Source organism: Paeniglutamicibacter gangotriensis Lz1y, assembly GCF_000348945.1.
GTDB classification, from domain to species: Bacteria; Actinomycetota; Actinomycetes; order Actinomycetales; family Micrococcaceae; genus Paeniglutamicibacter; species Paeniglutamicibacter gangotriensis.
In genome coordinates this window covers 302405-328533 of the sequence record NZ_AOCK01000005.1, presented here as the reverse complement: position 1 = coordinate 328533, position 26129 = coordinate 302405, and the positions used below count along the sequence as shown (strand labels likewise).

22 protein-coding genes and 2 pseudogenes are annotated in these 26129 nt (G+C 63.1%); 10 read left to right on the top strand and 14 right to left on the bottom strand.

Annotated features, from left to right (window positions below; translation table 11 throughout):
- Positions 1–7: 7 nt before the first annotated feature.
- The 6 genes from ADIAG_RS10640 to ADIAG_RS10615 all read right to left on the bottom strand — a co-directional run bounded on the left by ADIAG_RS10640 (position 8) and on the right by ADIAG_RS10615 (position 6224).
- Positions 8–1561: a long-chain-fatty-acid--CoA ligase gene (locus ADIAG_RS10640; RefSeq protein WP_007271364.1), complete on the bottom strand. Its 1554-nt coding sequence runs from the start codon at positions 1559–1561 to the stop codon at positions 8–10.
- A gap of 90 nt (positions 1562–1651) precedes the next feature.
- The gene (locus ADIAG_RS10635; protein WP_007271363.1) at positions 1652–2302 is read right to left on the bottom strand and encodes an SDR family oxidoreductase; all 651 of its coding nucleotides are present in this window, start codon (positions 2300–2302) and stop codon (positions 1652–1654) included.
- A gap of 206 nt (positions 2303–2508) precedes the next feature.
- Positions 2509–2973, bottom strand: a complete 465-nt coding sequence (gene rraA, locus ADIAG_RS10630; RefSeq protein WP_007271362.1) for a ribonuclease E activity regulator RraA — start codon at positions 2971–2973, stop codon at positions 2509–2511.
- A gap of 94 nt (positions 2974–3067) precedes the next feature.
- On the bottom strand, positions 3068–3910 hold the full coding sequence (locus ADIAG_RS10625; protein WP_007271361.1) for a fumarylacetoacetate hydrolase family protein: 843 nt from the start codon (positions 3908–3910) through the stop codon (positions 3068–3070).
- A gap of 74 nt (positions 3911–3984) precedes the next feature.
- A complete protein-coding gene (locus tag ADIAG_RS10620; RefSeq protein WP_007271360.1) occupies positions 3985–4620 on the bottom strand; it encodes a bifunctional 4-hydroxy-2-oxoglutarate aldolase/2-dehydro-3-deoxy-phosphogluconate aldolase in 636 nt (211 codons plus the stop codon).
- Positions 4617–6224 carry an N-acyl-D-amino-acid deacylase family protein gene (locus tag ADIAG_RS10615; RefSeq protein WP_007271359.1) on the bottom strand — a complete coding sequence of 536 codons (1608 nt, stop codon included), beginning with the start codon at positions 6222–6224 and terminating at the stop codon, positions 4617–4619. Before ADIAG_RS10615 ends, ADIAG_RS10620 begins: the two co-directional genes overlap by 4 nt.
- Before the next feature lie 766 nt (positions 6225–6990).
- Here ADIAG_RS10615 and ADIAG_RS10610 point away from each other — a divergent pair.
- From ADIAG_RS10610 to ADIAG_RS10580, 7 genes are all read left to right on the top strand, one after another.
- A complete protein-coding gene (locus tag ADIAG_RS10610; protein WP_007271358.1) occupies positions 6991–7632 on the top strand; it encodes an ABC transporter permease in 642 nt (213 codons plus the stop codon).
- Positions 7625–8893 carry an ABC transporter ATP-binding protein gene (locus tag ADIAG_RS10605; protein WP_007271357.1) on the top strand — a complete coding sequence of 423 codons (1269 nt, stop codon included), beginning with the start codon at positions 7625–7627 and terminating at the stop codon, positions 8891–8893. The genes ADIAG_RS10610 and ADIAG_RS10605 overlap by 8 nt, the downstream gene beginning before the upstream one ends.
- Positions 8890–9672, top strand: a complete 783-nt coding sequence (locus tag ADIAG_RS10600; protein ID WP_007271356.1) for an ABC transporter permease — start codon at positions 8890–8892, stop codon at positions 9670–9672. Before ADIAG_RS10605 ends, ADIAG_RS10600 begins: the two co-directional genes overlap by 4 nt.
- Positions 9673–9674: 2 nt before the next feature.
- The gene (locus ADIAG_RS10595; protein ID WP_007271355.1) at positions 9675–10667 is read left to right on the top strand and encodes a glycine betaine ABC transporter substrate-binding protein; all 993 of its coding nucleotides are present in this window, start codon (positions 9675–9677) and stop codon (positions 10665–10667) included.
- A gap of 206 nt (positions 10668–10873) precedes the next feature.
- Positions 10874–12760: a plasmid pRiA4b ORF-3 family protein gene (locus tag ADIAG_RS20220; RefSeq protein ID WP_007271354.1), complete on the top strand. Its 1887-nt coding sequence runs from the start codon at positions 10874–10876 to the stop codon at positions 12758–12760.
- Between the two features lie 389 nt (positions 12761–13149).
- Positions 13150–14958 carry a plasmid pRiA4b ORF-3 family protein gene (locus ADIAG_RS20215; RefSeq protein ID WP_007271353.1) on the top strand — a complete coding sequence of 603 codons (1809 nt, stop codon included), beginning with the start codon at positions 13150–13152 and terminating at the stop codon, positions 14956–14958.
- On the top strand, positions 14959–15585 hold the full coding sequence (locus ADIAG_RS10580) for a nucleotidyltransferase family protein (protein WP_007271352.1): 627 nt from the start codon (positions 14959–14961) through the stop codon (positions 15583–15585).
- On the opposite strand, the pseudogene ADIAG_RS10575 reads toward ADIAG_RS10580, so the two are convergent.
- The 4 genes and pseudogenes from ADIAG_RS10575 to ADIAG_RS10560 form a co-directional block, all read right to left on the bottom strand.
- Positions 15529–15876, bottom strand: a pseudogene (locus ADIAG_RS10575) (hypothetical protein); the annotation flags it as partial. The gene ADIAG_RS10580 and the pseudogene ADIAG_RS10575 sit on opposite strands and share 57 nt — an antisense overlap.
- 160 nt (positions 15877–16036) lie before the next feature.
- Positions 16037–16521, bottom strand: a pseudogene (locus ADIAG_RS10570) (nucleoside deaminase).
- 363 nt (positions 16522–16884) lie between these two features.
- Complete coding sequence (locus tag ADIAG_RS20210; protein WP_007271349.1) at positions 16885–17724, bottom strand: DUF4184 family protein; 840 nt, start codon at positions 17722–17724, stop codon at positions 16885–16887.
- A gap of 248 nt (positions 17725–17972) precedes the next feature.
- A complete protein-coding gene (locus tag ADIAG_RS10560; protein ID WP_007271348.1) occupies positions 17973–18920 on the bottom strand; it encodes a LysR family transcriptional regulator in 948 nt (315 codons plus the stop codon).
- 80 nt (positions 18921–19000) lie between these two features.
- On the opposite strand from ADIAG_RS10560, the gene ADIAG_RS10555 reads away from it, so the two are divergent.
- Positions 19001–20731 carry an L-aspartate oxidase gene (locus ADIAG_RS10555; RefSeq protein WP_007271347.1) on the top strand — a complete coding sequence of 577 codons (1731 nt, stop codon included), beginning with the start codon at positions 19001–19003 and terminating at the stop codon, positions 20729–20731.
- Between the two features lie 133 nt (positions 20732–20864).
- Here ADIAG_RS10555 and ADIAG_RS10550 read toward each other — a convergent pair whose 3' ends face one another.
- Complete coding sequence (locus ADIAG_RS10550) at positions 20865–21902, bottom strand: MFS transporter (RefSeq protein WP_007271346.1); 1038 nt, start codon at positions 21900–21902, stop codon at positions 20865–20867.
- Between the two features lie 269 nt (positions 21903–22171).
- Between ADIAG_RS10550 and ADIAG_RS21200 the strand changes: the two genes are divergently transcribed.
- Entirely contained in the window at positions 22172–22555 is a 384-nt protein-coding gene (locus tag ADIAG_RS21200) for a helix-turn-helix domain-containing protein (protein ID WP_007271345.1), read from the top strand.
- A gap of 6 nt (positions 22556–22561) precedes the next feature.
- The gene (locus ADIAG_RS21195) at positions 22562–22993 is read left to right on the top strand and encodes an IclR family transcriptional regulator domain-containing protein (RefSeq protein WP_007271344.1); all 432 of its coding nucleotides are present in this window, start codon (positions 22562–22564) and stop codon (positions 22991–22993) included.
- Positions 22994–23061: 68 nt separating this feature from the next.
- Here ADIAG_RS21195 and ADIAG_RS10540 read toward each other — a convergent pair whose 3' ends face one another.
- Genes ADIAG_RS10540 through ADIAG_RS10530 form a run of 3 tightly spaced genes read right to left on the bottom strand, consistent with a single transcriptional unit; the run spans position 23062 to position 26007 of the window.
- Complete coding sequence (locus ADIAG_RS10540) at positions 23062–23700, bottom strand: LutC/YkgG family protein (RefSeq protein ID WP_007271343.1); 639 nt, start codon at positions 23698–23700, stop codon at positions 23062–23064.
- Positions 23701–23704: 4 nt separating this feature from the next.
- Positions 23705–25210, bottom strand: coding sequence for a LutB/LldF family L-lactate oxidation iron-sulfur protein (locus tag ADIAG_RS10535; protein WP_007271342.1), 1506 nt, complete (start codon positions 25208–25210; stop codon positions 23705–23707).
- Positions 25207–26007: a (Fe-S)-binding protein gene (locus ADIAG_RS10530; RefSeq protein ID WP_007271341.1), complete on the bottom strand. Its 801-nt coding sequence runs from the start codon at positions 26005–26007 to the stop codon at positions 25207–25209. The genes ADIAG_RS10535 and ADIAG_RS10530 overlap by 4 nt, the downstream gene beginning before the upstream one ends.
- Positions 26008–26129 lie beyond the last annotated feature (122 nt).

Here is a 26129-nt window from a genome sequence, read left to right as displayed (position 1 = left end):
GTGGTGCTCACGTTGCGGAGTAGCGGGTCACCAATTCACGTTTGAGGATCTTCCCGCTGGGACCCAGCGGGAACTCGGCCACGATCTGCACCAGGCGCGGGTACTTGTAGGCGGCGAGCCGTTCCTTGGCATAGTCGCCGATGCCTGCAGCATCCAACAGGCTTCCTGCCTGCAGGGTCACCGCGGCCACGATTTCCTGCCCATGGGTGTCGTCGGGCACCCCGAAGACCGCCACATTGGTGATTTCCGGATGGGTGATGAGTGCTTCTTCGACCTCGCGCGGGTACACGTTGTAGCCGTTGCGCAGGATCATGTCTTTCTTCCGGTCCACGATGCTTACGTAACCCTCGGCATCCTTGGTGCCCAGATCCCCGGTGCGGAACCACCCGTCGACCACGGCCTCGGCACTTGCTTCGGGCCGGTTCAGGTACCCGGAGAAGAGGTTGTGTCCACGGACCACGATTTCACCCAGTTCCCCGACATCCAGCAGCTCGATGGCATCGTGTACTTCGGGGCGGGCGATCTCGATCTCCACACCCCAGATCGGTTGGCCCACCGTCCCGGCGCGCGGCTCGAGACCCACATGGTTGAAGGAGGCCACCGGGGAGGTCTCGGTCAGTCCGTAACCCTCATGAATGACTGCACCGAAGTGCTCGCTGAAACCCTCGAGGATGGTCAGTGGCAGGGCGGAACCGCCGGAGACCGCGTAGCGCAGTGAGGGTGCGGCTTCCGGGCGGTTTTTGGCCGCGGCCAGCAGCCCCACATACATGGTGGGCACCCCGATGAAGATGTTCACGCCTTCATCGATCAGCATGGACAGTGCGGCCTCGCCGGTGAACTTGGGCAGTAACAAGATTTCGGCCCCCGCACGCAGCCCGGTATTCAGGGCCACGGTCTGTCCAAAGGTGTGAAAGAGCGGCAGCCCGCCGAAGATCTTGTCTCCCCTGCGCATATCGAAGGTGTTCATCAGCAGCACGTTGACCTGTTCGACCAGTGCGAAGTGGGTGCCCAAGGCGCCCTTGGGTTTGCCGGTGGTCCCGGAGGTATAAAGAATCGTGGCGATGTCCAAGGGGCCGCGCGGAAGATAGGTGTCGATCGGGTCGGCGACCGCGGCGAGGTCCTCAAGCCGGGGGAAATCACCGGCTTCGGGGGAGAGCACCGTCAGGACCGCAGCGCCGGCTGCCAACGCGCCGGGCGCCCCTTCACCCAGCAGCGGAGCCGCACACACCATGAGTGTCACCTCGGCGTCGGTGAGCATGTATTCGATCTCGTGCCGCTTGAGTAGAGCATGGATGGGCACAGCCACCGCCCCGAGTGACAGTACGGCGTAGTAGACCCGGGCGAAGTCGGTGACGTTCGGGATCAGGATGGCGATCCTCGAACCTTCTTGCACCCCTGCCGCACGCAGCGCCCCGGCATAGGCCCGGGTCTGGTCCCACAACTCGCTGTAGCTGGTGCTCACTGAGCCCAGGGTGATGGCCGGTAACTCGCCGTGGCGCTTGGCGCCCTCTGCCAAGATTGCTGCGACGGACAAGGTGGCGTTTGGAGCTGGTGCGTTCACGGAAGGACTCCCAAGACGGATGCGGGTTTGGCTATTTCCCATCCTGCGTCCCGCGCCCGTGACTGTCAATGAATCACGGGCGCCACATGGCTACTGTGCGGCCAGCACCTGGGCCACCGGGGTGTCTCCGTCGGCGAAGTTGATGGTTTTACCGATGCTGGAGGGTTCATCCAGCGCAGCAACGATGGCCAAGGCCGTGTTGGCACGGGACGTGGGGTTCTTGGCGGCCGGGTCCGGTGTCGGGTTCAGGGTGCCGGTGGCCTCCTCGAGCGTCAGCACGCCCGGACCCAGGATGGTGTAATCCAGGCCGCTGCCGCGCAAGTGCTCATCGGCGGCGATCTTCGCGGCCATATAGGGGTAGAACGGGTCATCGAGCGGCACCAGGTATTCGGTGCTGGCGGTCAGGAAGGAAACCATGATGAAACGCTTGGCGCCGGCGAGTTCCGCGGCGTTCATGGCACGGATGGCCGCATCACGGTCCACCGCGTAGGTGCGGTCGGGGCTTCCGCCGCCGGCCCCGGCCGACCAGATAATAGCCTCCGAGCCTGCGAAGGCGTCGGCCATCTCTGCGGCCGTAGCGCTCTCGACATCAAGCACCAGAGCCGTGGCTCCGGTGGCCGAGACGTCCTCGACGTGGTCAGGATTGCGGATGATCGAGGTGACGGTGTCCCCGCGCTGTGCCAACTGTGCCGATGCCAGCAAGGCGATCTTGCCGTGTCCGCCAATGATGGTGATCTTCATGGTTTACCTGTCTCTCACGTGGTGCTGGACCGAGGCGGTGCGCCCGGAATCGTGTCTCTTATGAGCCTACACAAGAGCATTTCGCGAAGCGGGCAAACGCACAGAGATTGCCCGGAAGGCATAGTCGGGAATAAACGATTGGAGACGGCACTTGGCTTGACCGCGGCCGATCATCTGAGCCTTCCGAATTCTGGAGGCGGGCCCGCCTATGCAGAGACCAGGATGCCGTCCTCGTCCGAATGCAGGATCGCCCCGGGGCTGAAGACGACACCGCCGAATTCCACGGTGATGTCCACCTCGCCGAGAGAGTCCTTGGCGCTTTTGCGTGGGTTGGAGCCCAGCGCCTTGATGCCCAGCGGGGTTTGGGCCAGCGCCACGCTGTCGCGGATGACCCCGTTGATCACGACCCCGGCCCAGCCGTTGTCCACCGCGGCGGCGGCGATCATGTCGCCCATCAGCGCGGATTCCAGCGATCCTGCACCGTCGACGACCAGCACCGCACCGTCACCGGGGGAATTGAGTAGGGATTTGACCAGACCATTATCGCGGAAGCAACGCACGGTGCGGACCGGCCCGCTGAAACGCGGGTGGGCACCGAGATTCTTCAATTGCAGGGAAACCGACTGCAGGGACTCATCGGCGTCAAAGAGGTCGCACGTAGCAAATGTCATGGGACTTAGCTTACGAGTCTGGATCGACAATGCCACACGGTGTGACGCAACAGAGGCGGGCCGTTCCCCGAGGGGAATCGGCCCGCCTTGCAGATTAGTTGAAGGTGTTGCGGCTGCTGCCCAGCGACTCGATGGCGGTTTCCAGCACGTCCCCGGCCTTAAGCCATGGGTGGCGGCCGACCTCGTTGCGCCGTCCCAGGGCCACACCGGCGGGGGTACCGGTGAGGATGACATCGCCCGGGCGCAGCTCGTTAAACACCGACAGGTAGGCCACCAGTGCGGCGGGGGAGAAGACCAGATCTGCCGTCGAATCCTCCTGGACCACTTCGCCGTTCACGCGCGTGGTGATTTTCGCTCCGGCGGCGAAGTCTTCGGCGCTGACCAGCCACGGGCCCAACGGGGAAGCGGCGTCCCAGCACTTGCCCTGGGTCCACTCAGTGGTGCGGCCCTGGTAGCCGCGCATGGAGACGTCGTTGGATACCGCATAGCCGGCAATGTGCTTGTGGGCATCGGTCTCGGTGATGCGGCGCCCGGGGTCGCCGATGATGACAGCCAGCTCGCCCTCCCAATCGATACGGTGGTCCTCGGCAGGGATTTCAATATCGTCATGGGCGCCGGTAAGCGAGGAGGCGAACTTGGTGAAGACCGTGGGGAACTCAGGTTCCTCCTTGCCGACCTCGGCAATGTGGTTGCGGTAGTTCAGCCCAATGCAGAAGACCTTGGCCGGGTTGAGGATCAACGGGGCGTAGACGGCTTCTGCCAAGGGGGTGGCGGAGCCTGCCGCGGCACCCAGGGCAGCGGTGCGGCTCTGCACATCTGCGGCCAGGAAAGCCCCGACATCGGCGAATCCTTCGAGCTCGGCGAAGGACTCCTCGATGATCACTGCGGCAAAGGTGCCTGCGGATGCCCCACGACGGCGCAAGGTAGCTAGTTTCATGCGATCATCCCATCACATGCGCCGCCTGCCACGTGCATCGGTGACGCATCTTGTCGCCAGACCTTCAGCCTTCGTTAGTGGATAGCTGCGGTGAATTCGGCCGCAAGCCGGGCAATGGCCTCGTGCTCACCGGCCGCGACCAAGGCTCCTGGCGCTACCGCGGAATCGACGCATACGGCCAACGCCCCGGCTTCGAGGAATTCATTGGCGTTGGCCAGGGTGATGCCGCCGGTGGGCAGCATGCGCACACCAGGATAGGGCCCCTGCAGCTCCACGAGGTAGCGCGAGCCCAACACGGCGCCCGGGAAGATTTTTACCATCGCACTTCCCAGATCCAGGGCCATGGCGACCTCGGTGGGGGTCATGGCGCCCAAACAGAAGGGAATCCCGGCCTGGACTGCCACTTCCGCGACGTCGGTGCGGATTCCCGGGGCAACGATGAAGCGGGCACCAGCGTCGATTGCGGCGCGGGCCTGATCGGCATGCAACACCGTTCCGGCCCCGACGATGGCTCCATGGATGTCTTCGGTGGCCGCTGCGCGGGCCAGATGGGTCAGCATATCGGGGGTGGTGAAGGTCAGTTCTACTGCGTTGATGCCTCCGGAAACCAAGGCACCACAGAGCTCTGCGGCATCGGTGATGGCCTCTGTGCGCACTACCGCAAGGGTCCTGTCCCGGTGGAGAAGCTCAATCATTTCCAGTGTATTCATGGGGTTTTCGTGGTTCCTTCCGGGCCGCGACGCAGTGCGCGGCCGGCCAAGGCCGAGGTGGGTAGATGCGCGGAAACGGCGGGCACGCCGTTGACAAACACATGGTGGATTCCTGCCGCCGGTTGCCGTGGATCGGCAAAGGTGGCCACATCAATAATGGCATCTGCGTCGAAAACCAGCACATCGGCGGCTCTTCCCACGCTCAGTACCCCGCGATTGGTGAGGTTCAGGACAGCTGCCGGGCGTGCGGTCAGCTGGTGGATCACCGAAGGCAGGTCCATGAGATCGACGTCCCTGGCTTCGTGACCTACGTAGCGCGCAAATGCGCCCCAGGTACCGGGGTGCTGACTGGAAATTGACCCGGTGCCCGTACCGACGTGGGTGCGGTGCGCCGCGATTCCGCGCAGGGACTCTTCGCTTCCGGCCCGGTGCAGGATGGTCGTGGCCAGCGCATCGGTGCACAGGATGCGCACCACCGTGGTGACGGGGTCCGCGGACTGGATGGCGGCAATCCGTCCGATGTCCTGCCCCACCAAGATGGTTAGCCGATCTGATTCAACCTCGGCAACGGTCACCTCTGCCCATTCAACGGTGCCGGCAGCTTCAAGCTCGGCACGGATGTGTTCCACGGTGTCGGCATCTTCGAGACGTTCCAAGATTTCTGTGGGGTTTCCGGCCCGGGCCCAGCCCGGCAGGAGGGAGAGCAAGGTGCCCGGGCTTTGCAGATATGGGTGGGAGCCACAACTTAGGTGGGGGTTCGTCGCCCCACTGTCGTCGAGCAAGGTCAGTAGCTCCGGAAGCAACTGTTCAGTGGCGCAGAGATCTCCCAAGTGGAGTCGCACACCGGTGGTTGCGGCTAGATCAATGCTTCGTGAAAGGGATCCAATCACGGGAGCGGCCGCCGAGGCAGGGAACGCAGCCCAATGCCCGTCGTATGCCGCAACGGCTGCGCAGAGTGCCTCGAGCTCGGTGTTTCCTGCACCGTCATTCAGCGAATCAGCCAGTACTGAGCAGAGGCCAAACGCACCCTGCTCCAAGGCATCGGCCACGGCCTTGACCTCGGTGACCAGCTGTTCGGCCGTGGGCTCGGCGGGCAACATCGACCCGGCCACGGTGCGTACTGCCTCCAATGGCACCAGATAGGCGATATTGGTTCCGGTTCCCTCATCGACCCGGTCCAAATACTCTCCGACGGTGCGCCACTGGATTCCCTGGTCTGCCCATGTCCGCTTCGTATCCGAGAGCGCGCGTTGCAGGGCGGCTGCGGAATCGGTGGTGAGCGGGGCGCACACGGGCCCCTCCCGCCCTGCTGCCTCGGTGGTTACACCCTGGGTCAAGGCGCTATGTCGTGGTGGATCCAGCAACGGGGCAATCCCCGAGGTTCCCTGCAGATCAATGAACCCGGGGCACGTCACCAGACCCGCACCATCGATGACCACCGTTGATCCGTCATCTTGGAAGCCACCCGGGGCCAGGATCTCGGTGATGGACCCGCCTTCGAGGATGATGTCGCCCTGATATTCGGGGCCGCCGGCACCATCGATAATGCGGGTGCGGGTGATGGCTGTGCGTGCTGCCGGCGGGTTTGCCTCCCCGGGCCGCATCAGCGGGAGCCCGCGAGCGGAGAGCCGTTGGGGCCATCGTTCGGGTGGGCATCGGAGAGGGTGCAAGCGGAGACCATCATGTCTTGATTGCAGAGAGCATGCACGGCAATTTCCTTATAAAGAGGTCATTCGGCAAAGTACCCGGAAGTTCGGCGCCAAATACGGGCACACAGGCTCCATGTCTAACACGGTCGCGAAAATTCCGTCAATGCACCGCCGCGTCGGAGTGTGGCCGCAGGCGCGGCTCTGCGCCGAACTGCTCCATCGGCCGCCTACTGTGGGGACCTTGACATGCCGTGGACAGCACCAATTATCACCAGATGGCGAAGGCGAGTGGTACGGGGAAGAGCGCTAAGTGCCATTCGTGGCCGGGGACTGATACGCGGCAGCTAAGCAACAGCTCAATTGTGATGCCCCTTACCTCGGTTGGTGCGTATCGAGGGTGGGAAACCTGCAGTTTTCGAGATCTCGATCCAGGATTCCGTGGTGGAGGATGTGGGCACGTCGAAGCAGGCCGGCCCCCCTGATGACGTGCTGCTTGGTCAGTGGATGCGCGGATCTTGCCGTGGTCGCTAGAAATGGTAATGAATGGGCGGACTAATGCATACATTCAAGACAATTGGGTGGAATATGAAATCGTCTGAAACTCTTTGCCGACGTCTCTTCAAGTAGGTGCTGTGCCGCTGTTCCCGTATGTTTGCACTGTGTCCAAGGCCATTTGGCCGACGAGAGCACGCTACGTCACCATAGTGAAGCAGGTTTTGATGTGTTTGAATTTATTGGCGAAAGATACCGCCAAATATTGTTTGCCTCGTGGCAGCATTTCTCACTAGTTGCGCAGTGCCTGATCCTCGCAACGGTTATCGCTGTGGTCATCGCGGCACTGGTTTACCGCAATAAGTCTCTGTCATCCCTGGCCAACGGCATCTCAGCCATCGGTCTGACGGTGCCGTCCTTTGCCGCCATCGGTTTGCTGATCGCGCCCTTCGGCTTTGGTGTCACCCCGGCAGTCATCATCGTGAGTTTCTTCGCCGCATTGCCCATCGTGCGCAATGCCATTGTTGGTTTGGCAGGGGTCTCCCCGTCCGTTGTTGAATCCGCGCGGGGCATCGGCATGAGCCGCATGCGAACCCTGGCCACCATCGAACTTCCTATGGCGTGGCCGGTCATCCTCTCCGGCATCCGGGTGTCGGCCCAAATGGTCATGGGAGTGGCGGCCATTGCCGCTTACGCCCTGGGCCCGGGCCTTGGTGGATTCATCTTCTCCGGCCTCTCCCGACTGGGCGGCGCCAAGGCCCTTGACTCCGTGCTCGTCGGTGTCATCGGCGTGGTCATCCTGGCCTTCATTCTTGATCTCATTCTGATCGGCATCGGCCGACTTACCACCCCGCGAGGTATCCGTGTCTGAACCATCCGGCGCCATTACTGGCGCATCAATCCTGCTTGACGAAGTCACCAAGCAGTACCCCGGCCAGATCAAGCCGGCCGTTGGCGGACTGACCTTGGAAATCCCCGCCGGAAGCATTGTCATGCTCGTCGGACCTTCGGGCTGCGGCAAGACCACGACCCTGAAAATGATCAACCGGCTCATCGAACCCACCGATGGCAAGATTGTCATTGACGGTGAAGACGTCACCCAGATGGACGGGGATACGCTCCGCCGCCGCATCGGCTACGTCATCCAAGCCGGCGGTCTCTTTCCGCACATGACCGTGGCCGCCAACATCGCCATCGTCCCGAAGATGCTGGGGTGGGACAAGGCCAAGATCTCCGCACGCGTGGATGAACTGCTGGAGCTCGTCTCACTGGACCCGGCCGTCTACCGCGACCGTTACCCGAAGGAACTCTCCGGCGGGCAGCAGCAGCGTGTGGGTGTGGCACGGGCCCTGGCTGCCGATCCGCCGGTCCTGCTCATGGACGAGCCGTTCGGTGCCGTTGACCCGATCACGCGCCAGCGCCTGCAAGACGAACTGCTCAACATCCAGGCCGAGGTGCAGAAGACCATCGTTATGGTCACCCACGACTTCGACGAGGCAGTGAAGCTTGGCGATTGGATCGCCGTGTTCGACGAGGGTGCCCAGCTGGTGCAATACGACTCTCCCGAACGCATCCTGGCGAACCCAGCCAACGATTTTGTGGAGAACTTCATCGGCTCCGGTGCCGGGCTCAAACAGCTGACCCTGACCCGAGTCAACGAGGTTGAACTGGTTGACGCAGTCACGGCAACGCCCGGCGAGCTGGCCAGCGCCGTGCTCTCCCGGCTCCAAGGAGCCGGCCAACAGCTGGCCGTGGTGCTGGACTCGCGCAAGCGACCGGCACGCCGGCTTTCTCGTCGACAGCTCTCCCGGATGCAGGTCATCGACGACACCGTCGATGATTCGATGCCGGTAGTCAGCGATCAGTCCACGCTCAACGACGCACTGGACACCATGCTGGTGGCCAGCTCCGAGACCGCGGTGGTCACCGGCCGCCGCGATGTTTTCCGCGGGCTGATCAACGTGCAGACCATCATGGAAGCCATCGCCCAGGCTAACTCCTCCGCTTCCGCGGACAGCGAGGCCCCGGTCGGACTGAACTCCGGTGCCATCCCCGCCATCTCGGTGGAGAACGCGATGGCGGGCGAGGCCGACGGCGAGTCCGCTCAGCACCCGGTGGAGGAACCCCGATGAGTACCGCGATGGTCTCACCGGACCTGGCCCAGGCCAATATTCCTGCGCTGAACGTCGAACACCCCTGGCGGGTGTTGAGTGTGCAAGTGGTCGGGATTTTGGTCGCCCTGGTTGCGCTGCTGGCTTGGGTGTTCAACGCCGAGCTGTCCGACACCGAACGCACCACCCTGGACCCGGCCACCCTGTGGGGTTACACCGTGGAGCACTTGCAACTGACGGCGGTCGCCGCCCTGATTGTCTTGGTCATCGCGATTCCCCTGGGCATCGTGCTGACCCGTCCTGCCCTGCGCCGTTTGACCGGTCCGGTTATGGCCATCGCCAACATTGGACAGGCCGCGCCCGCAGTCGGACTGGTGGTCCTGTTGGCCTTCTGGCTCGGATTCGGTTTTTGGGCATCGGTGGGAGCCCTGGTGCTTTATGCGATCCTCCCGGTGCTCACCAACACCATGGTGGGTCTGAAGCAGGTTGACGAGCGACTGGTGGAAGCCGGACGCGGCATGGGCATGAGTTCCATGGCCGTGCTCTTCAGGGTCGAGCTGCCGCTGGCTGTTCCGGTGATGCTCTCGGGCATCCGCACCGCGCTGGTGCTGTTGGTGGGAACCGCCACCCTGGCCGCGTTCATCAACGGCGGTGGCCTGGGTATCTTGATCATCACCGGGGTGAACCTGAACCTCACGGTCGTGCTGGTGGTAGGTTCCCTCTTGGTCGCCTTGCTGGCACTGCTCATCGACTGGCTTGGCCGTGTCGTGGAGCAGCTCGCCCGGCCGAAAGGACTCTAATCATGAATCCGAAAAAATGGATCAGCTCAACCGCAGTCCTAGCGCTCGCCGGCATCTTGCTGAGCGGCTGCGGGCTGGCCCCGGCGGCCACCTATGTTCCGCCCGCGGGCCCGGGAAGCATCAGCCCGCTGCCGGACCTGCCCAAAAATGCGAGCATGACGGTGACCAGCAAGGCGTTCACCGAACAGCTGGTACTGGGCAAGATCGCGGTGCTGGCCGGCCAGGCCGCAGGGTTCAAGGTCAACGACCTCACCAATGTGCCCGGCAGCCAGCCGGCACGCGAACTGCTCCACTCCGGCCAGGCAACCATGATGTGGGACTACACCGGAACGGCGTGGATGACCTACCTGGGTCATGAGGAAGGCATCGCCGACCAACCCACGCAGTGGCAGAAGGTCCATGACCAGGATGTGGGCAACGGGATCGTCTGGGGAGCCCCGGCGCCGATGAACAACACCTACGCCATGGCCGTGCGCTCCGAAGCAGTCGAGGAGCTGGGCGGGATTTCCAAGCTGTCCCAGCTCAAAGACCTAGACCCCAAGGAACTCACCTTTTGCGTCGACGCGGAGTTCAACTCCCGCTCCGACGGCTTGAACCCGCTGTTGGAACTCTACGGACTCAAGCGCGGGGACCCCTCCTCGGTGCCGGAATCCAACGTCGGACTCTACGACACCGGTGCGATCTACAGCGCCACCGATAACGGCTCCTGCAACTTCGGTGAGGTTTTCACCACCGACGGCCGCATCAAGGCCTTGGATCTCACGGTGCTGGAAGATGACAAGGGGTACTTCCCGGCCTATAACGTGGCCCCGGTCTTCTTTGGCGAATTTGCCGAGCAGTACCCCGGGATCGAGGAAATCTTTGCCCAGATCTCCCCGCTGCTGACCGATGAGGCGCTGCAGGGTATGAACCTGGAGGTCGACGTCAACGGACGCGAACCGGCGGATGTCGCCTTTGATTGGATGGTTAGCGAAGGCTTCATCTCGGAGCCGTAGCATCATCGAATCTGCCTCGAAGCGCTGCCCCGGGGTTGGTTTCATATGAAACCAACCCCGGGGCAGCGCCGTATCCGATGAGGATCCGGGCCACTGACCTGTGGCCGCGTAGCCTGACTGCCCGTCATCGATTGCGGCCACAAGCGGCCAAGAATATCGTGGAGACAGTTGTTGTTTTTTGTTTTTCTCTTTTACTACGGAGTCCCATGTCGCAGAAAAAGACCAGCAAGTCGGGCAAGAAGCAGCGCAATCGCAAGGGTCCTGCGCAAAAGCCCGGGAATCCGCGTCATGGCTCGGCCGTGTCGCTCGGTGCGTTCCGTGCAGAAAAACTCTTGGCTCCCATGATTCCGGGCTTCGTGCAATGGTTTGAACGCAGCGAGGGTGAAGCAGCGGAGGCCTTGGCCTGTTTGAAGGTCATCGGTGTGGTGCTCGCCGAATTCCTCCAAGTTGATGCCGTGCCAAGCGTCACCGCATTCACCACCGACGAAGCGGTCCGGGCCTTTGACGCCCTCGAAGCGGTGCTCGGTGAGGACACCGACATGGCGGCCGACGCGTTCCATCTCTACATCGACTTCCTGGGCGAAATGGGTCTGTGGACCGGGACCGATCATGACTACGATGCGGTGCATGACTTCGTCGATGAAGAAGCGCAGTTCCCGGTGCCCGAATTCCCCGAAATCATGGTGCCCCGGATCCCGGAGGACGAAGAACTTGCGGCATTCGAAGTCATGCCCCTGATTTCACAGGTGGGGGCGCTGTTCGAATGGATCGGCACGGGCAAAGACGTGACCTCCACGGGCGTACTGCGACTGAGCGACATCGAAGCAGCCGCCGCAAGCCTGGGTGTCAAGGCCCGCGGCCAGCGACAGGGAAAGCAGCGCAGTGATGCCCCGGCGCTGCCGGGATTCGAGTCACTGGAGGTCAAAGACGCTGAGGAGCCCACCTTGGTGGTCCGCAGCATGAATGACGTGCCCGAACTGGAGATGATGTGGCGGTGCCTGCAGGACGCGGAGCTCATCGAGGTCGGTTCCACGAAGGCGGTCCCTCGTCAGGGACACGGGTTCGAAGCGGATTCCACCCCCGCCCGGCGTGTGGAAACGTACCGGAAAACGGCGACGAGCATCCTGCAACGGTTTGAAGATGAAATCCGGGATGCCGGACCGCTGGGAACTCCCATAGGGATGTTGCGCAGGGCGGTGCTCACCATGGGGTGCACCGAAACCCCCATGCCGATGGAAAAGTTCGAACTCGACGAGGACCTGGATCCGGACGGGGAAGAGTACCTGACCAACCTCCTGGCCAACGCTTCGCTGGGCATGTTCACGGTACTGGAGGAGCTGGGGCTGCTGTCCCTGGACACACATGTGAGGGTGCCGAAGCACTTGTGGGGTAGCTTGAAAACCGTCTTCGAAAAGTCGTCGGATGACTACGGTGAATTCTACGGTTTGCCCAGCGGGGGAGAGGAACCGCAGATCGAAATGCGCCGGAACACGACTCCGGCCAAAAGCACCGCCGTGCTCGAATTGAAGATCGCGCTCCGGGACCTCACGCCCCCGATCTGGCGAACCGTCACGGTCCCCAACGGCGCACGCCTCAGCCACCTCCACTACATCATCCAGAGTGCCTTCGGTTGGGACGGCGGCCATCTGCACGAGTTCCAAGCCGGCGGCAGGAACGGAACCACGTACTCCAGCGGCGACTTTGAAGCATCCCCCTATACGGACAAGAACGTTGAAGAACGCACCGTTGCACTCTCGGATGTTTTCAAGCGCAAGGGCTCGAAACTCGAGTACACCTACGACTTCGGGGATAACTGGCGGCACCTGATCACGCTGGAAAACATTCTTCCGCTGAAGGATGCAGGTGCAGTCCCGCGGTGCCTTGACGGGGCGCGGATGGCACCGGAGGACGACTGCGGTGGCATCTGGGGCTGGCTCGAGCTGCTTGAGGCCATCAAGGACCCGGCACACCCCGCGCACGAGGACCGCATGGACTGGATGGGCCTGGAGGAAGGCGAAACCCTGGACCCCGAGAAATTCGATATCAAGGCCATCAACAAGCGACTGCGCCAATTCCAGGATCTCCTCGGGTAGGCTTCGCGGAAGCCAGGGTGCATGTACACCTGTGATCCGTGGTCTTCGGGCCGTCGGCTTTCGCTGACGCACGGTCTCGCCTGATGCCGTGGGGTGGGCATCGGTGCGTGGCAAAGCATGAGCCCGGTGCACCGAGATCAACGCCCTGGGCCGGCAGAAGGCCGGTCTCGAAGAGACGGTGGGGAATGGTCTACCGAACGGCAACCGCGCAGATCTCTGCACGAGGGCCGTTCCCGATTTTCCTGCATACCTTCCCGTCGTGCCAAGACCCGCCGAAACCTTGACACGCTGCGTTCAAGACTGACTTACTGCGAGCAAATTGCGGCGGCAGACGACCGCCGCATATCGTTGTCCACGAGAACCGGCCCCATCCCCTGATTCGGAGTTTCATGACCAAGAAAAGCACAAGCAGTTCGCCGCTGGCAGCGGAACAAGGCAAGGGGCCCGCCGAGGACGCCATCGAGAAGATGCTGGCGCCCCTGCTGCCGCGATTCATGGAATGGTTCAACCACGCCGTCGGGCCGGAGGAAGACGCACTGGATGTGTTGGAAAACACGCGCATGGTCTTGGCAAAATTCGGTGAAGTTGCGGACGCGCCACATATCACGGCGTTGAGATCCGAAGACGCCACGGTGGTGATGGGAATGCTGGAAGCGGAGTCGGGCGACGATATCTTGCTGGTCCTCGAGGATTTCCATCTCTACCTCGAATTCCTCACGAAGAACGACCTGTGGACCGGAACCCAGAACGATTTCAACGACCTCGACTACCTGTTCGGCATCGGGGACGAGGTCCCCATGCTGGAGATACCGGAGATCATCATCCCCGACATTCCTCGGGACGTCGAGCTGGGGGCCTTTGAAGCCATGGCGCTGGTGCAGCACGCCACGGCGCTGCTCGAATGGGTCGACAGCGGAAAGCCGGTCACGGCCACCGGGACGCTGAAGCTTGGTGACATCGCGGCCGCGGCCGCCTGCCTGGGTGTGTCTGCCCGTGGGGCGGGACTAACCAAGAAGTCACGGATGGCCGAAGACGTGCTGCCAGGGTTCGAATCATTGATGCCCGACGCCGTCCAAACCGGGGACGCCGCGGATGAACCTGACGCCGTGGCCGTGGTCCGTTCCATGAACGAGGTGCCGCTGCTGGGCATGGTGTGGCACGGACTGGTGGCGGCCGGCCTGCTGCAGATCCGGGCGAACACCGCTGCGCCGGCCCAGCGGCACGGGTTGGGGCTGGACGCCACGGAAGAGGAAGCGCTGGACGCGGCGCGGAAGTTGGCGCTGTGCGTGCTGCGAGCCCGCGAGGAATCCGTCATGGCAAAACCGATGATCGGTTCGTTGCTGTGGATGGTGAACAAGACGGCACTCAGCCTGGGGTGCGGCAACGAACCGCTGCCGATCGACATGCTCGCACTTGAGTCAGGCGCAGAATCGGAGGCGGAACCCACCTTCGAAGAGGTCCTGACCAAGACGGCACTGGAGCAGTTCCAGGAGCTTGAAAAACTGGGATTCGTGGAACTCGACACCCACGTAAGGGTGCCTGAACACCTCTGGGTGGCCGTGAAAACTGTGTTCTCCGATGACCCCGACCAGGAGCCGGAATACGCCCAAAAGCCAGCCAATGCGAAGAAAGCTTACGAGCTCAAAGTCATGATCCAGCACACCTCGCCACCGGTCTGGCGCCGCCTGCGCGTGCCTGCAGGAATCGCACTCGACGAATTCCACGACCTCATCCAGGCCGCCTTCGACTGGGACAACAGCCACCTGCATCTGTTCCGGAAGCCCGGAAAGGACGGAACCACCTACTCCAACGACTACGTGGAGTCGGCACCCTGGGAAAAAGCCCACATCCACGAGTCAACGGTGCTACTCGCCCAGGTGCTGCAGCACGAGAAGGAAGTGCTCTTCTACGATTACGACTTCGGCGACAATTGGCAGCACCGGATCACCCTGGAAAAAATTCTTGAGACGCAGGACGCGGGGAAGCTTCCCTCCTGCACCGGCGGACGCGGCATGGCGCCGCTCGATGACACCGGAGGCCCGTGGGGCTGGGCGGACAAGATCGAGGCGTCCAACGACCCCGAGCACCCCGACTATGAATGGCTTCGGGGATGGTTCGGACTCGAGGACGGGCACGAGCTGGACCCGAAGGCCTTCGAGAAGGACATGGTCAACGCCGTCCTGGAGAAATTCCGCTAAATGGATGCCGAGAGCAATCACCCCAGGGCAACCGGAGTCCTGCTGGCCGCCGGCAACGGGTCGCGCCTGGGTTTGGGGCCCAAGGCGCTGCTGCGCAAGGCCAACGGGGACACCCTGCTGGAATCCGCGCTGGGCGCCCTGCTCGATGGCGGGTGCGCGCACGTGCTGGTGGTTCTGGGCGCCGAGGCCGAACACGTGGCGCAGAACCTGGAACTGGATGAACACTTCACGGTGTTGGTCAACGATGCGTGGGCCCGCGGCTTGGGTTCTTCCTTCGCCCTGGGCATGGAAGCAGTGCCACAAGGGTCGTCCGCCCTGGTGGCGTTGGTGGACCAGCCCGGCCTGGCCGCGAAGGCGGTCCGCCGGATCCTGGAGGCGCACCGACCCGGACGGATCACCGCCGCCGGATACCGGCGCGGCGGTACCTCCATGCGACGCGGACACCCGGTGCTCTTCGCCCCGGAGCACACGGCCTTGGCCGCGTCGGCTGCCACCTCCGACGCCGGAGCCCGCGCCTACCTGGCCGCGCACCCGGACATGATTGACCTGGTTGACTGCTCCGATGTGGACTCAGGACTGGATATCGACACCGTTGCCGACCTGCACCTGCTCGGCGGCGGTAACTAGCGGCGGAACTAATCCTGCGTCCTCCAACGCCAGATACACGTCGTCGCGACGGAAGGGGGTGGAGGCGAAGCGTAGGCCCGTGGCATCACGCAGCGCATTGGCCAGGGCCGGGGCAACGGGGTTGAACGGGGACTCGCTCATGGACTTGGCCCCGCGCGGCCCCAACGCATCGCTGGTTGCGGCGAAATAGATCTCGCTGCGTGGCACATCGGCAAAGCGGGGGATGTGATATTGCCGCAGTACCTCGGTACTCACCCGTCCGTCCTCATCGATGAGTACTTCCTCAAAGAGTAGGTGACGACGCCGCCGCGGATTTCCCGCTTGACACTCGAGCCGCGCTCGCCGATCTCGAACAGGCGTTCAAGCAGTGAGGGACTAGTTCAGCGTGGTGGCGCGGGATCTTGGATCTTTGCGCGGTTCGAATTGGTGAGAGTCATGGTTCTCGCCGGCCCTAGTATTCGATACGGGGGTCGAGGTTTGACCACAGGGTGAAGGGCTCCCGGTGGTCGAAGCCGTCATCGGTGATGCGTTCGACTGGCATCAGCGCGGAGCGATCGGCCGGGGTGCCCTCGAAGGATTCGTAGAATGCTGCGTCGTCGAATCCGGCTGCTGCTTCGTGCCTGTCGGCGGCGAAGAGAACACGGGAGACCCGGGCCCAGAGAGCCGAAGCCAGGCACATGGGGCAGAGTTCCCAGCTGGTGTAGAACACCGGCCCCGACAAATCGAAGGTGCCAAGGGTCGCGCAGGCGGCGCGGATGGCGGTGACCTCGGCGTGGACGGTGGGGTCGTTGTTGGCGGTGACCCGGTTGACGCCTTCGAAGCGTGATCCGTCTGCGGTGACGATCAGGGCCCCGAACGGGCCCCGGCATGTCGGACGTTCTCCGCCGCGATGGCGACGGCTTCGCCGAGGTTTGTTGCTGAAAGGTTGGTGCTGATCACGGTGCGACCTCCTTGTGCTCCAGACGAAGCGCAGGAGTGTGGAAGCCTAGGATTTTTGACCTGTCCCAGGCGACCCTCCGCAGCTTCGAAACGGCTGATGGATTAGTTGCGCCTGGTAGTCAATCTCCCCTGCAGGGTGGAAAATCCGCCCTTGACAAGCAAACACCAAGATAGCCAAGGAAAAATGATCTGCACCACTTTTGATTTGGAATAGTTTATCTGCATCGTGAAAGTTTGAGTGCCCGATTCCGTGCGGGTCCGGGCAGCCAGAAGTCTGGTGCCTCGTCGAGGGCGACGTCTGGATTCAGGTGTTGGTATGGGCCGATGCCGGGTTGTGAGGGTCGTGCGGGAATGTGGAAATCAGGCTCGGGAATGAGCCCGGGTTCGGAGCCAAATAAACAGCGCCGTGCCCTGCCAGACGAGGCCATAGGCGGTCGCGGCGAGAAGCAATGCTGCGCCGCCACGGGTAATGGCGATCCACAGCAGCGACTCGATCCCGAGTTCGACACCGATGCCGGCCCCGAGCTCGGCGTTGACGGTGAGCTCGTGCGAAACGCCGATGCCGGCGGCGAGTGCTGCCGGGACGAGCAAGATCAATCCGACAAGTGCGGTCCGAAACCTGGTTACGGACGTCTCGGTGCTGGTGTCTGCCGCGCGTGATGCCTTCACCCGTTTGACGTACCACCAGAGCAGCACGAGCAAGCCGACCACGGTGCTCAGATGCTGCAGGATCCGATAGGCAGGGAACCCGCTGAACAGCTCGGTGGAGAGGACCGGGAGCAATTGGACCACCCGGCCACCCCCATGGGTCAAAGAATCCCATGCGAGGTGGGTGACCAAGCCCAGCATCAGTGAGTAGAAGGTCCACAGCGCGATTCTTGCGCTGCTCGGCTTGCGGCCCGTCGCGGGGGTCTTGGTGGGCAGCCAGGCATCGGGCGTGGCCCAGCGCAGCGGACGTGCCACCAGCCACAGGAAGCCGGCCAGGACCAGTGCCAGAGGTAGGCCGACGCTCAGGATCTGGGCGAAGTCATGTGAATTGGTGCCGTTGAGAAACGGTTCGTACCAAGACTCGCTGGTAGATGACACCATCGCGAAGTAGGGGATGTCCGGTGCCATGGCGCCGGCAATCAATGCGATCGGCACGAATGGTTGACGAAGGAAGGGCAAGATGGCAGCCGGGTGGGCCAGTGTAAAAGGCAAGTGGGTCCTTGAAAAGTTGTTTCGGGGCCCACAGTGCGGCGGATGCATGCTGCGAATGGGCCTGCCCCAAGCCTAATCGCAGCCCGGCGGTAGTGCTTGCGAAGCGGGTGTTGGCACCGCCACATTGGAGGGTCAGCTCCGGGCCGCAAGAACCGTGCCGTGCCGCCTGCCGCCGGTGAATCCATGCGGACAGGAATATCGAGGTGTGGCAAGCCCGCTCCCGAGCCCCGGGGTGAGCCGCCGGAATCCTAGAGTGCCCGCAGGACCATGCCGTTTTTCCCGGCGGCGGTTAACGAGAGCATGTCGGCGGTTTTGATGATCATCTCTTGCATGGCGGCCGCGGCGCGTGTGAGCTGCAGGTCCTTGCGGTGGGCCAAGCGGATCGAGCGTGTGAGCCGCGGGTTGGTGAGCCTGGCCGATTGCAGGCCGGGTCGGTCGGCCAAGACCATGGCCGGGACCACCGCGATGCCCAAACCGCGCTCCACGCAGCGCAGCACCGCGTCCATTTCTGCCCCTTCGAGCACCATATGGGGGCTCAGGCGGGCTTCGTGGAAGGCCGCCATGGTGGTGGCCCGGAGGTCGTAGCTTTCATGGAAGGAGATCTGCGGAAGAAGAGCCACCTGTTCCAGTGTGAGGGACCCGGAATTTCCCAGAAGTGGACTGTGGGCAGCAGCGACGACAACCAACTCCTCGGTGAGTAGCGGGAGTCGTTGCAAGCTCGCTACGCTGGGGCTTGGTTCCTCGGAAGTGGTGATGAGTGCCAGATCGAGTGTTCCCTCGGCAAGTTCATCGAGCAGCCCGCGTGAACCACGTTCGCTCAGGTGCAGGTCGATGCCGGGGTATGCCGCGTGGAACGAGGTCAACACGTCGGCGACGAGGCTAACGCACAGCGTCGGTGTGGCGCCGAGTCTCACCCGCCCCTTCGCCAGTCCCGCAAGTTCCTGCATCTCGTGGCGAACTCTGTCGGCATCGGCGAGCATGCGCTTGGCCAAGGGAAGCAGTGATTCGCCGGCGGCGGTCAGTGAGATGTTGCCCCGGACCCGGTGGAAGAGCACCGCACCGAGGTCGGTTTCCAAGGTGGAGATTTGCCGGCTAAGGGAAGGTTGAGCCAGGTGCAGATGCGCGGCGGCGCGGGTGAAATGGCCGATGCGGGCCACTTCCACAAAACTTTGGAGCTGTTCCAGATTCATGTTCATAGCTTATATGCATCGGATCAAACAGGAAGATTCATTGGACTAATCGTGGGAAGGTTCCTAGCGTTGAAGACATGAGGACAATGAACCCGAACGAACAGCAAATCTCCACCACCGTCTTGGTCATCGGCACCGGCGGGTCTGGCCTGCGAGCCGCAATCGAGCTGGCAGAAATGGGTGTTGACGTTCTCGCCGTGGGAAAGCGGCCGCGCAACGACGCCCATACGTCGCTCGCCGCCGGCGGCATCAACGCCGCCCTTGGCACCATGGACAAGGAAGACTCCTGGCAGCAGCATGCTGCGGACACCATCAAGGAAAGCTACATGCTGGCCAATCCGCACACGGTCGAAATTGTCGCCCGCGGAGCCGCCCAGGGGATCCACGACCTGGAACGCTACGGCATGGGATTCGCCCGTGAAGAGGACGGGCGCATCTCCCAGCGCTTCTTCGGCGCCCACACCTTCCGCCGCACCGCCTTTGCCGGAGACTACACGGGGCTGGAAATCCAACGCAGTTTGGTGAACCGTGCCGAACAGCTGCAGATCCCGATTCTTGATTCGGTCTACATCACCCGCCTTTTGGTAAAGGACAACCAGGTCTTCGGTGCCTATGGCTTCGACATCAACACCGGCAAGCGTTACCTCATCCATGCCGACTCGGTGATCCTGGCGGCGGGCGGACACACTCGCATCTGGCGTCGCACTTCCTCGCGCCGCGACGAAAACACCGGAGATGCCTTCCGTCTGGCCGTGGACGCCGGAGCACGGCTGCGCGATCCTGAACTGGTGCAGTTCCACCCCTCGGGCATCATCGAACCCGAAAGTGCCGCAGGCACGCTGATCTCCGAGGCAGCCCGCGGCGAGGGCGGCATCCTGCGAAATGCGTTGGGGGAGCGGTTCATGGAACGCTACGATCCTGTCCGCAAGGAACTCTCCACCCGGGACCGGGTGGCGCTGGCCGCCTACACCGAGATCAAGGAAGGTCGCGGGACCAAAAACGGCGGTGTCTGGCTTGATATCTCGCACCTGCCGCGCGAAACCATCATGGAGCGTCTGCCGCGTGTCTACCAAACCATGCTTGAAGTGCAGATGCTCGACGTCACCGCAGAACCCATCGAAATCGCACCCACGGCTCACTATTCCATGGGCGGGGTCTGGGTACGTCCGGAGGACCACGGCACCGATGTCAACGGTCTCTATGCCATTGGCGAGGCCTCAAGCGGACTCCATGGGGCCAACCGGTTGGGTGGCAACTCGCTCATTGAACTGCTCGTCTTCGGGCGTATCGTTGCGCGGGCCGCTGCCAAGTACTCGGCTTCCCTGGAGTCCCAGCCGCGTTCGGCCAAGGCACTCGCCCACGCTCGGGCCGAGATCGATGACCTGCTGGCCGCGAACGGACAGGAAAACGTTCGCGAACTGCAGCGTGCTATTCGCAACATGATGACCGACCATGCTGGCGTGGTCCGGGACGAGGAAGGCCTGCAAGCCGGACTGGCCAAGCTGGACGACATCGAAGGGCGCATGGAGCACGTCGGGATCCATCCGGATATCGCAGGCTTCCAGGACCTCGCCCATGCGTTTGACCTGTTGGGTTCGGCGTTGGCCGCTCGGGCCACCCTTGAAGCGGCTCTCGAGCGCCGGGAGACCCGTGGCTGTCACAACCGCAGCGACTACCCGGCGATGGATGATTCACTGCGGGTGAACCTAGTGTGGTCACCCAGTGAAGGCGTCGTTCGCGAGGCAATCCCGCAGATCCCAGCGGAGATCTCCGAATTGATCAAGGAGGTCTCGAGCGCCGGAAAGCTCGTAGAGTAGCGGGCCTGGAGGCGCCTTCAACGGTCCGGGCGACCGTCCACCCGCGAAGGGGGAGCGGCCGCCCGGGCCACCGCCAATTGAGGCGGTTAGTTTGCAAGGGCCGGGTCGGCCACCGGCTTGACGCGGAAGGTGATCACGGCGAACAAGATCGCGGCCAGGCCAGGCCAGCTCCCAGCGCGAAGACCAGAAAGTTCGAGTTGACCCCGAATCCTTCGGCCAGCAGCAACCCGCCGACCTGCGGGGCTCCAACGGCCCCGATGCGGCCCATGCCCAGCGCCCAACCCAATGCAGTGCTGCGCAAGCGCTCCGGGTAGTGATTGGCGACAGCCGCGATCAGCAACGCTGCAGTGCCGTGGATGCCCACACCGGCGAGGATCAACATGGCATAAACAACTCCAACCTGGGGCATGGTCATGATGACGGCCAGTCCAATCCCTGCAACGAGGGCCGCGACTGCGGCGGTAGGGGCCGCCCCAAAGCGGTCTCCGGCCCAAGCGGTGATGACGGAACCCGCCACGGCACCCAGATTCAAGGCCAGTGCGAAAGTCAGCGCGGAGCCCAGATCGTATCCGGCCTGTTCCATCAGGCTGGGCAGCCAGGTGCCCCGACCGTACCAAGCGAAGAGGATGGCCAGCGAAGCCAAGGCGAAGAGCACCGAGGCTCCGGCATAGGGGGCGCGCAGCAAATCTCCAAAACCGGATCCGCGACGTGCGCCCGGACCACTGCGGTGTTTGAAGGACAAGGTTTCGGGCAGGTAGCGGAAACCCATGGGAACCAGCACGACCAAGGCAACCAGAGCCAACAAGAACATGGCTTCCCAACCGAAGGCCGGGACGACCCAGATGTCGGTGATCGCGGCGATTGAACCGCCGATTGGCACGCCTGACATCATCAACGTGGCCATGGTCGAGCGCCAGCGCTGCGGTACCACAAGTTCAGCAACCATGGCATTGGCTGCGGAGACCAGACCACCTAAGCCGACTCCGGCGAGGAGGCGGAGGGCCCCGAAAACCAACGGGTTCGGCGCGAAGGCGCACAGGACCGTGAGGCTCGAGAAGATGATAGAGCAGGCCAAGATCATGCGGCGTCGACCCAGCATGTCGGAGAGTCGGTCGGCCGCGAGTGCGCCGATCATCATGCCCACGAAAGCCAGCGATCCGATGGTACCCATCGTCGTCGGGGTCAGCCCCAGTCATCGATCGCCAACAGGGAGGACTGCACGGTGCCGTAGATGATGAGGTCGTACCCGTCGAACACCACCAGCAGCCAGCACGTTACAACGGCCATGAGGGTCTTGCGGCGCGAGAGGGCCTTGGGCCCACCCTGCTGCTAGGAGTCACCGGGGTTATGCCCGATGGGACCTGCGACACTGCTCCCTGTGGATAAAGTCATAGCTACAAGTGTTGCTGGTCTCAGTGTGACAAAGCGTGTAATTCAGGTGTGCAGAAAGTTCGGGTTAGTCGGAAGATCCCCCAATACCCCATTGAATCGGTTGACCACGCCCTGCAGCTGGTCGAGCTGTTGGGCGACCACGGATCCGTCAGACTCAAGGACGCGGCCGCCGAGCTCGAGGTCTCGCCATCCACGGCGCACCGGCTGCTGGCCATGCTCATTTACCGCGGTTTCGCCGAACGCGCGACAGGCCGCGGTTACATCCCCGGTCCGGCGCTCGGTGCCGGTCCCGCGGGGCACGGACGGATCGGGGAATTGCGGGCCGTGCCCCACCCGCTACTGGAGGAACTAGCTGCCACGGTCAAGGAAACTGTGAACCTGATGGTGCGCGTGGGTGGGGAGGTCCGACTCCTCTCCACCGTGGAGGGATAGCGGCCCGTGCGCGTGGGAGACCGGCAGGGTGCGGTGCTACCGGCCTACCGGGCCTCGGCGGGAAAAGCGATGCTCTCCATGCTCGACCAGAGCGAGCTGGAACGGCTCTACCACGGAGAAAATGCCACGGCGCGCAGGCTTACGGAAGAGGACTACGCCGCGCTCGTGCGCGAACTGGGCGCGGTGCGGGATCGTGGCTTTGCCGCCAACTTCGAAGGGACGGAGGAAGGCGTCAGTGCGTTGGGTGTGGCCGTCTCTGGCCCCGCCGGAGAAGTTGTCTGCGGCATCAGTATGTCCATTCCGCAGGCTCGATTTCGACAGGTGTTTGACGCAGGTCTGGTCGGACAGGCCCTGCACACCGCCAAAGTTCGTGAGGAGCGACTGGGCAAGGTACCGGATGATGAAAAGCCGGACCTCACCGGGGCTCCTGTCACCTAACAAAACGCCGAATCCCCGCCGGCCACGTGATTAGCTGGCAGACGGGGATTCGGTGGTGGAACGGGGCTCTACAGCCCCTTGACGATGATGACATCCAGCTGGCGCGGGCCGTGTACGCCCTCGACGCGCTCGAGCTCGATGTCGCTGGTCGCGCTGGGACCGGAGATCCAGGTCAGCGGGCGGGTGATGTCCATGCGCGGCAGCGCCTCGGGCAACAGCCGCACGATGGACGACACCGGAACCACACAGACGTGGTGGTCGGGCACCAGGGAGATGGCACGGCGGCCCTGGTTGGGCGTTCCGTCCAGCACAATGGTGCCCGACTCGGCAATGGACACCGCCGAAGAGGTCAGCACCGCATCGGTATGATCCAGCTCGGTCACGCTCAGGACCGCACCGGGTGCGTCGGTGCGCAGTCGCGCGCTATCCGTGGGTGCCGCCTCAACCAACCATTCGGCATCGATGCCGTGCGGGACCACAAAGCTGGTGGCGTCCTTGAGCCGTTCGGCAAGGGTTGCCGGTAGATGGGGCAGGTCCACGACGTCCACGTGGGCCTTGTAGTCCTCGAGCCGATCAACCAGCAACTCGATAAGCTCGGCCTCGGGCATGTCCGAGGAGACCCGGTATTCGCGGGGGATCGGCTCGGGAGCCGGCGCATCACGCAAGGCCGAGGTGATGCGGGAGAGGATTTCTTCCTTGGCGCTCATCGTCTTACTTCTCCTGGTCAGGGGTGGGGGCTACCGGTTCATGGTCCTTCTTCCACCAGTCGCGGAAGGACTGCGCCGGGGGAGCCGGAATGTCACGGGACTGGGTCCAGCCTGCGGCAATGCCCGGAAGGCGTTTGATCTTCTTGTCTCGACCGGCAGCGAGCTTGCCCAAGGGCAGCGCCTTTTCCAGCAGGCCCAGGTGCTTGCCCGAGGAAAACGCCCATTGTCCGCCCTTCATCATCAAATCCATTTGCGAGGGAAGCTTCTTTTCTTCGCGCTTGGAATCCACGTCTTCTCCGCGCAGGTGCACGAGGATTTCGGGGATATTGATCTTCACCGGGCAAGCGTCATAGCAGGCGCCGCAGAGTGTGGACGCGTAGGGCAGCGAGCTGTTTTCCTCACTCTTGATGCCGGTGAGCAGCGGGGTGAGGATGGCGCCGATCGGTCCCGGGTAGGTGGAGCCGTAGGCGTGGCCGCCGGTGCGCTCGTAGACCGGGCAGACGTTCATGCAGGCGGAGCAGCGGATGCAGTTCAGAGCGGTGCGTCCGTACTTGTCGGCCAGGGCTGCGGTGCGTCCGTTGTCCAGAATGACCAGGTGCACGTTTTGCGGTCCGTCGCCCTCGGTGACGCCGGTCCACAGCGAGGTATACGGGTTCATCCGCTCCCCGGTGGAGGATCGCGGCAGCAGCTGCATGAAGACCTCGAGGTCGTCCTTGGTGGGCAGCAGCTTTTCGATGCCCATCACGGTGATCAGGGTTTCGGGCAGCGTCAGGCACATCCGTCCGTTGCCCTCCGACTCGACCACGGCCAGGGTGCCGGAATCGGCCAGCGCGAAGTTGGCGCCGGAGATTGCGACCTTTGCGGTAAGGAACTTGCGGCGCAGGTGCTCGCGGGCGGCCATGGCCAGCAATCGCGGATCATCGGTGAGGTTCGGGTCCACGTTCGGCATCTCGGCCAGGAAGATGTCGCGGACTTCGGTGCGGTTCTTGTGGATGGCCGGGACCAGGATGTGGCTGGGTTTGTCGTGGCCCAGCTGGACGATCAGCTCGGCCAGGTCGGTTTCGAAGGCCGAGATTCCCTGCTCCTCGAGGTACTCATTGAGTCCGATCTCCTGGGTGGCCATGGACTTGACCTTGACGACCTCGTCCGTGTCCTGCTCGCGGATGAGGTCGGCGACGATTTTGTTCGCCTCGTGGGAGTCGCGCGCCCAATGGATCACCCCGCCGCGGGCGGTGAAGTTCTTTTCGAATTCTTCGAGCATCGCGGGAAGGTCGGCCATGACCTGGTTCTTGATGGCCGCTCCGGCGTCGCGCAGCTCTTCCCAGTCGGGCAACTCGCCCACGACCTTCAGACGCTTGTCGCGGATCGTGTGGGTGGCGTGGCGCAGATTCGCGCGCATCTGGGTGTTGCCCAGTTCGCGGTGGGCAGCGTCCGGGAACGGTTCATCGATGTGCAGGTTGCCGTCGCCGAAGACCGGAAGCGTTGGCATTCCCATGAAGACGTTGCTCATCGCACGCCCGCCTTTCCTACGAGGACCTCACCGGTCACGGAGACCGGTTCGTCGATGGTGCTGGCCAGAATTTCGGCAAAATGCAACGTGGTGGTGTCCGAATTGGTGCGCGAAAGCCCGCCGCCGATATGCATCAGGCAGGAGGCGTCCCCGCCGGAGCACAGCGAGGCTCCGGTGGACTCGATGTTTTTCGCCTTGTCCTCGAGCATGGCCGTGGAAACATCGGCGTTCTTCAGCGCGAACGTGCCGCCGAATCCGCAGCATTGGTCGGCCTCGGGAAGGTCGGCGACCTCGATGCCGCCGACACTCCTGAGCAGGTCGAGTTGGCGGTCGCCCAGGTTCAGCGAGCGCATGCCGTGGCAGGAGGGGTGGTAGGTGACCTTGTGTGCGAAATGCGAGCCGAGTTGTTCGGCGGCGTTGGTGATGCCCAGGACATCGACCAAAAGCTGGGACAGTTCGTAGGTTTTGGCGCCCACGGCCTCGGCGCGGGCCTTCAAGGCAGCATCGCCGCAGCGTTCGGCCAGGACCGGGTGCTGGTGTCTGACCGATGCCACGCAGGATCCCGAGGGAGCCACCGCCACATCGTAGGTTTCGGCTTCAAAGGCCCGCACGTGGTTGGCAACCACGGGAAGGGCCTCGTCCATGTAGCCGGAGTTGATGTGCATCTGTCCGCAGCAGGCCTGCCCGGAGGGGAAGATGACCTCGTGGCCCAGTCGTTCGAGAATCTTGACCGTGGCACGTGCGGTGCTCGGGTACATGGCATCAACGATGCAGGTGGCGAAAAGTGCGATTTTCATTCAGTGATCCTTCCGGCGTGCTCAGCCGAGGAATTGATGTGGTCTGACCATACTATGGCGTGATCGGGCCCACGTCCAGCGAATGTGCTCCGCAAAAAATAAGTTGTGACTCCACTCACCAT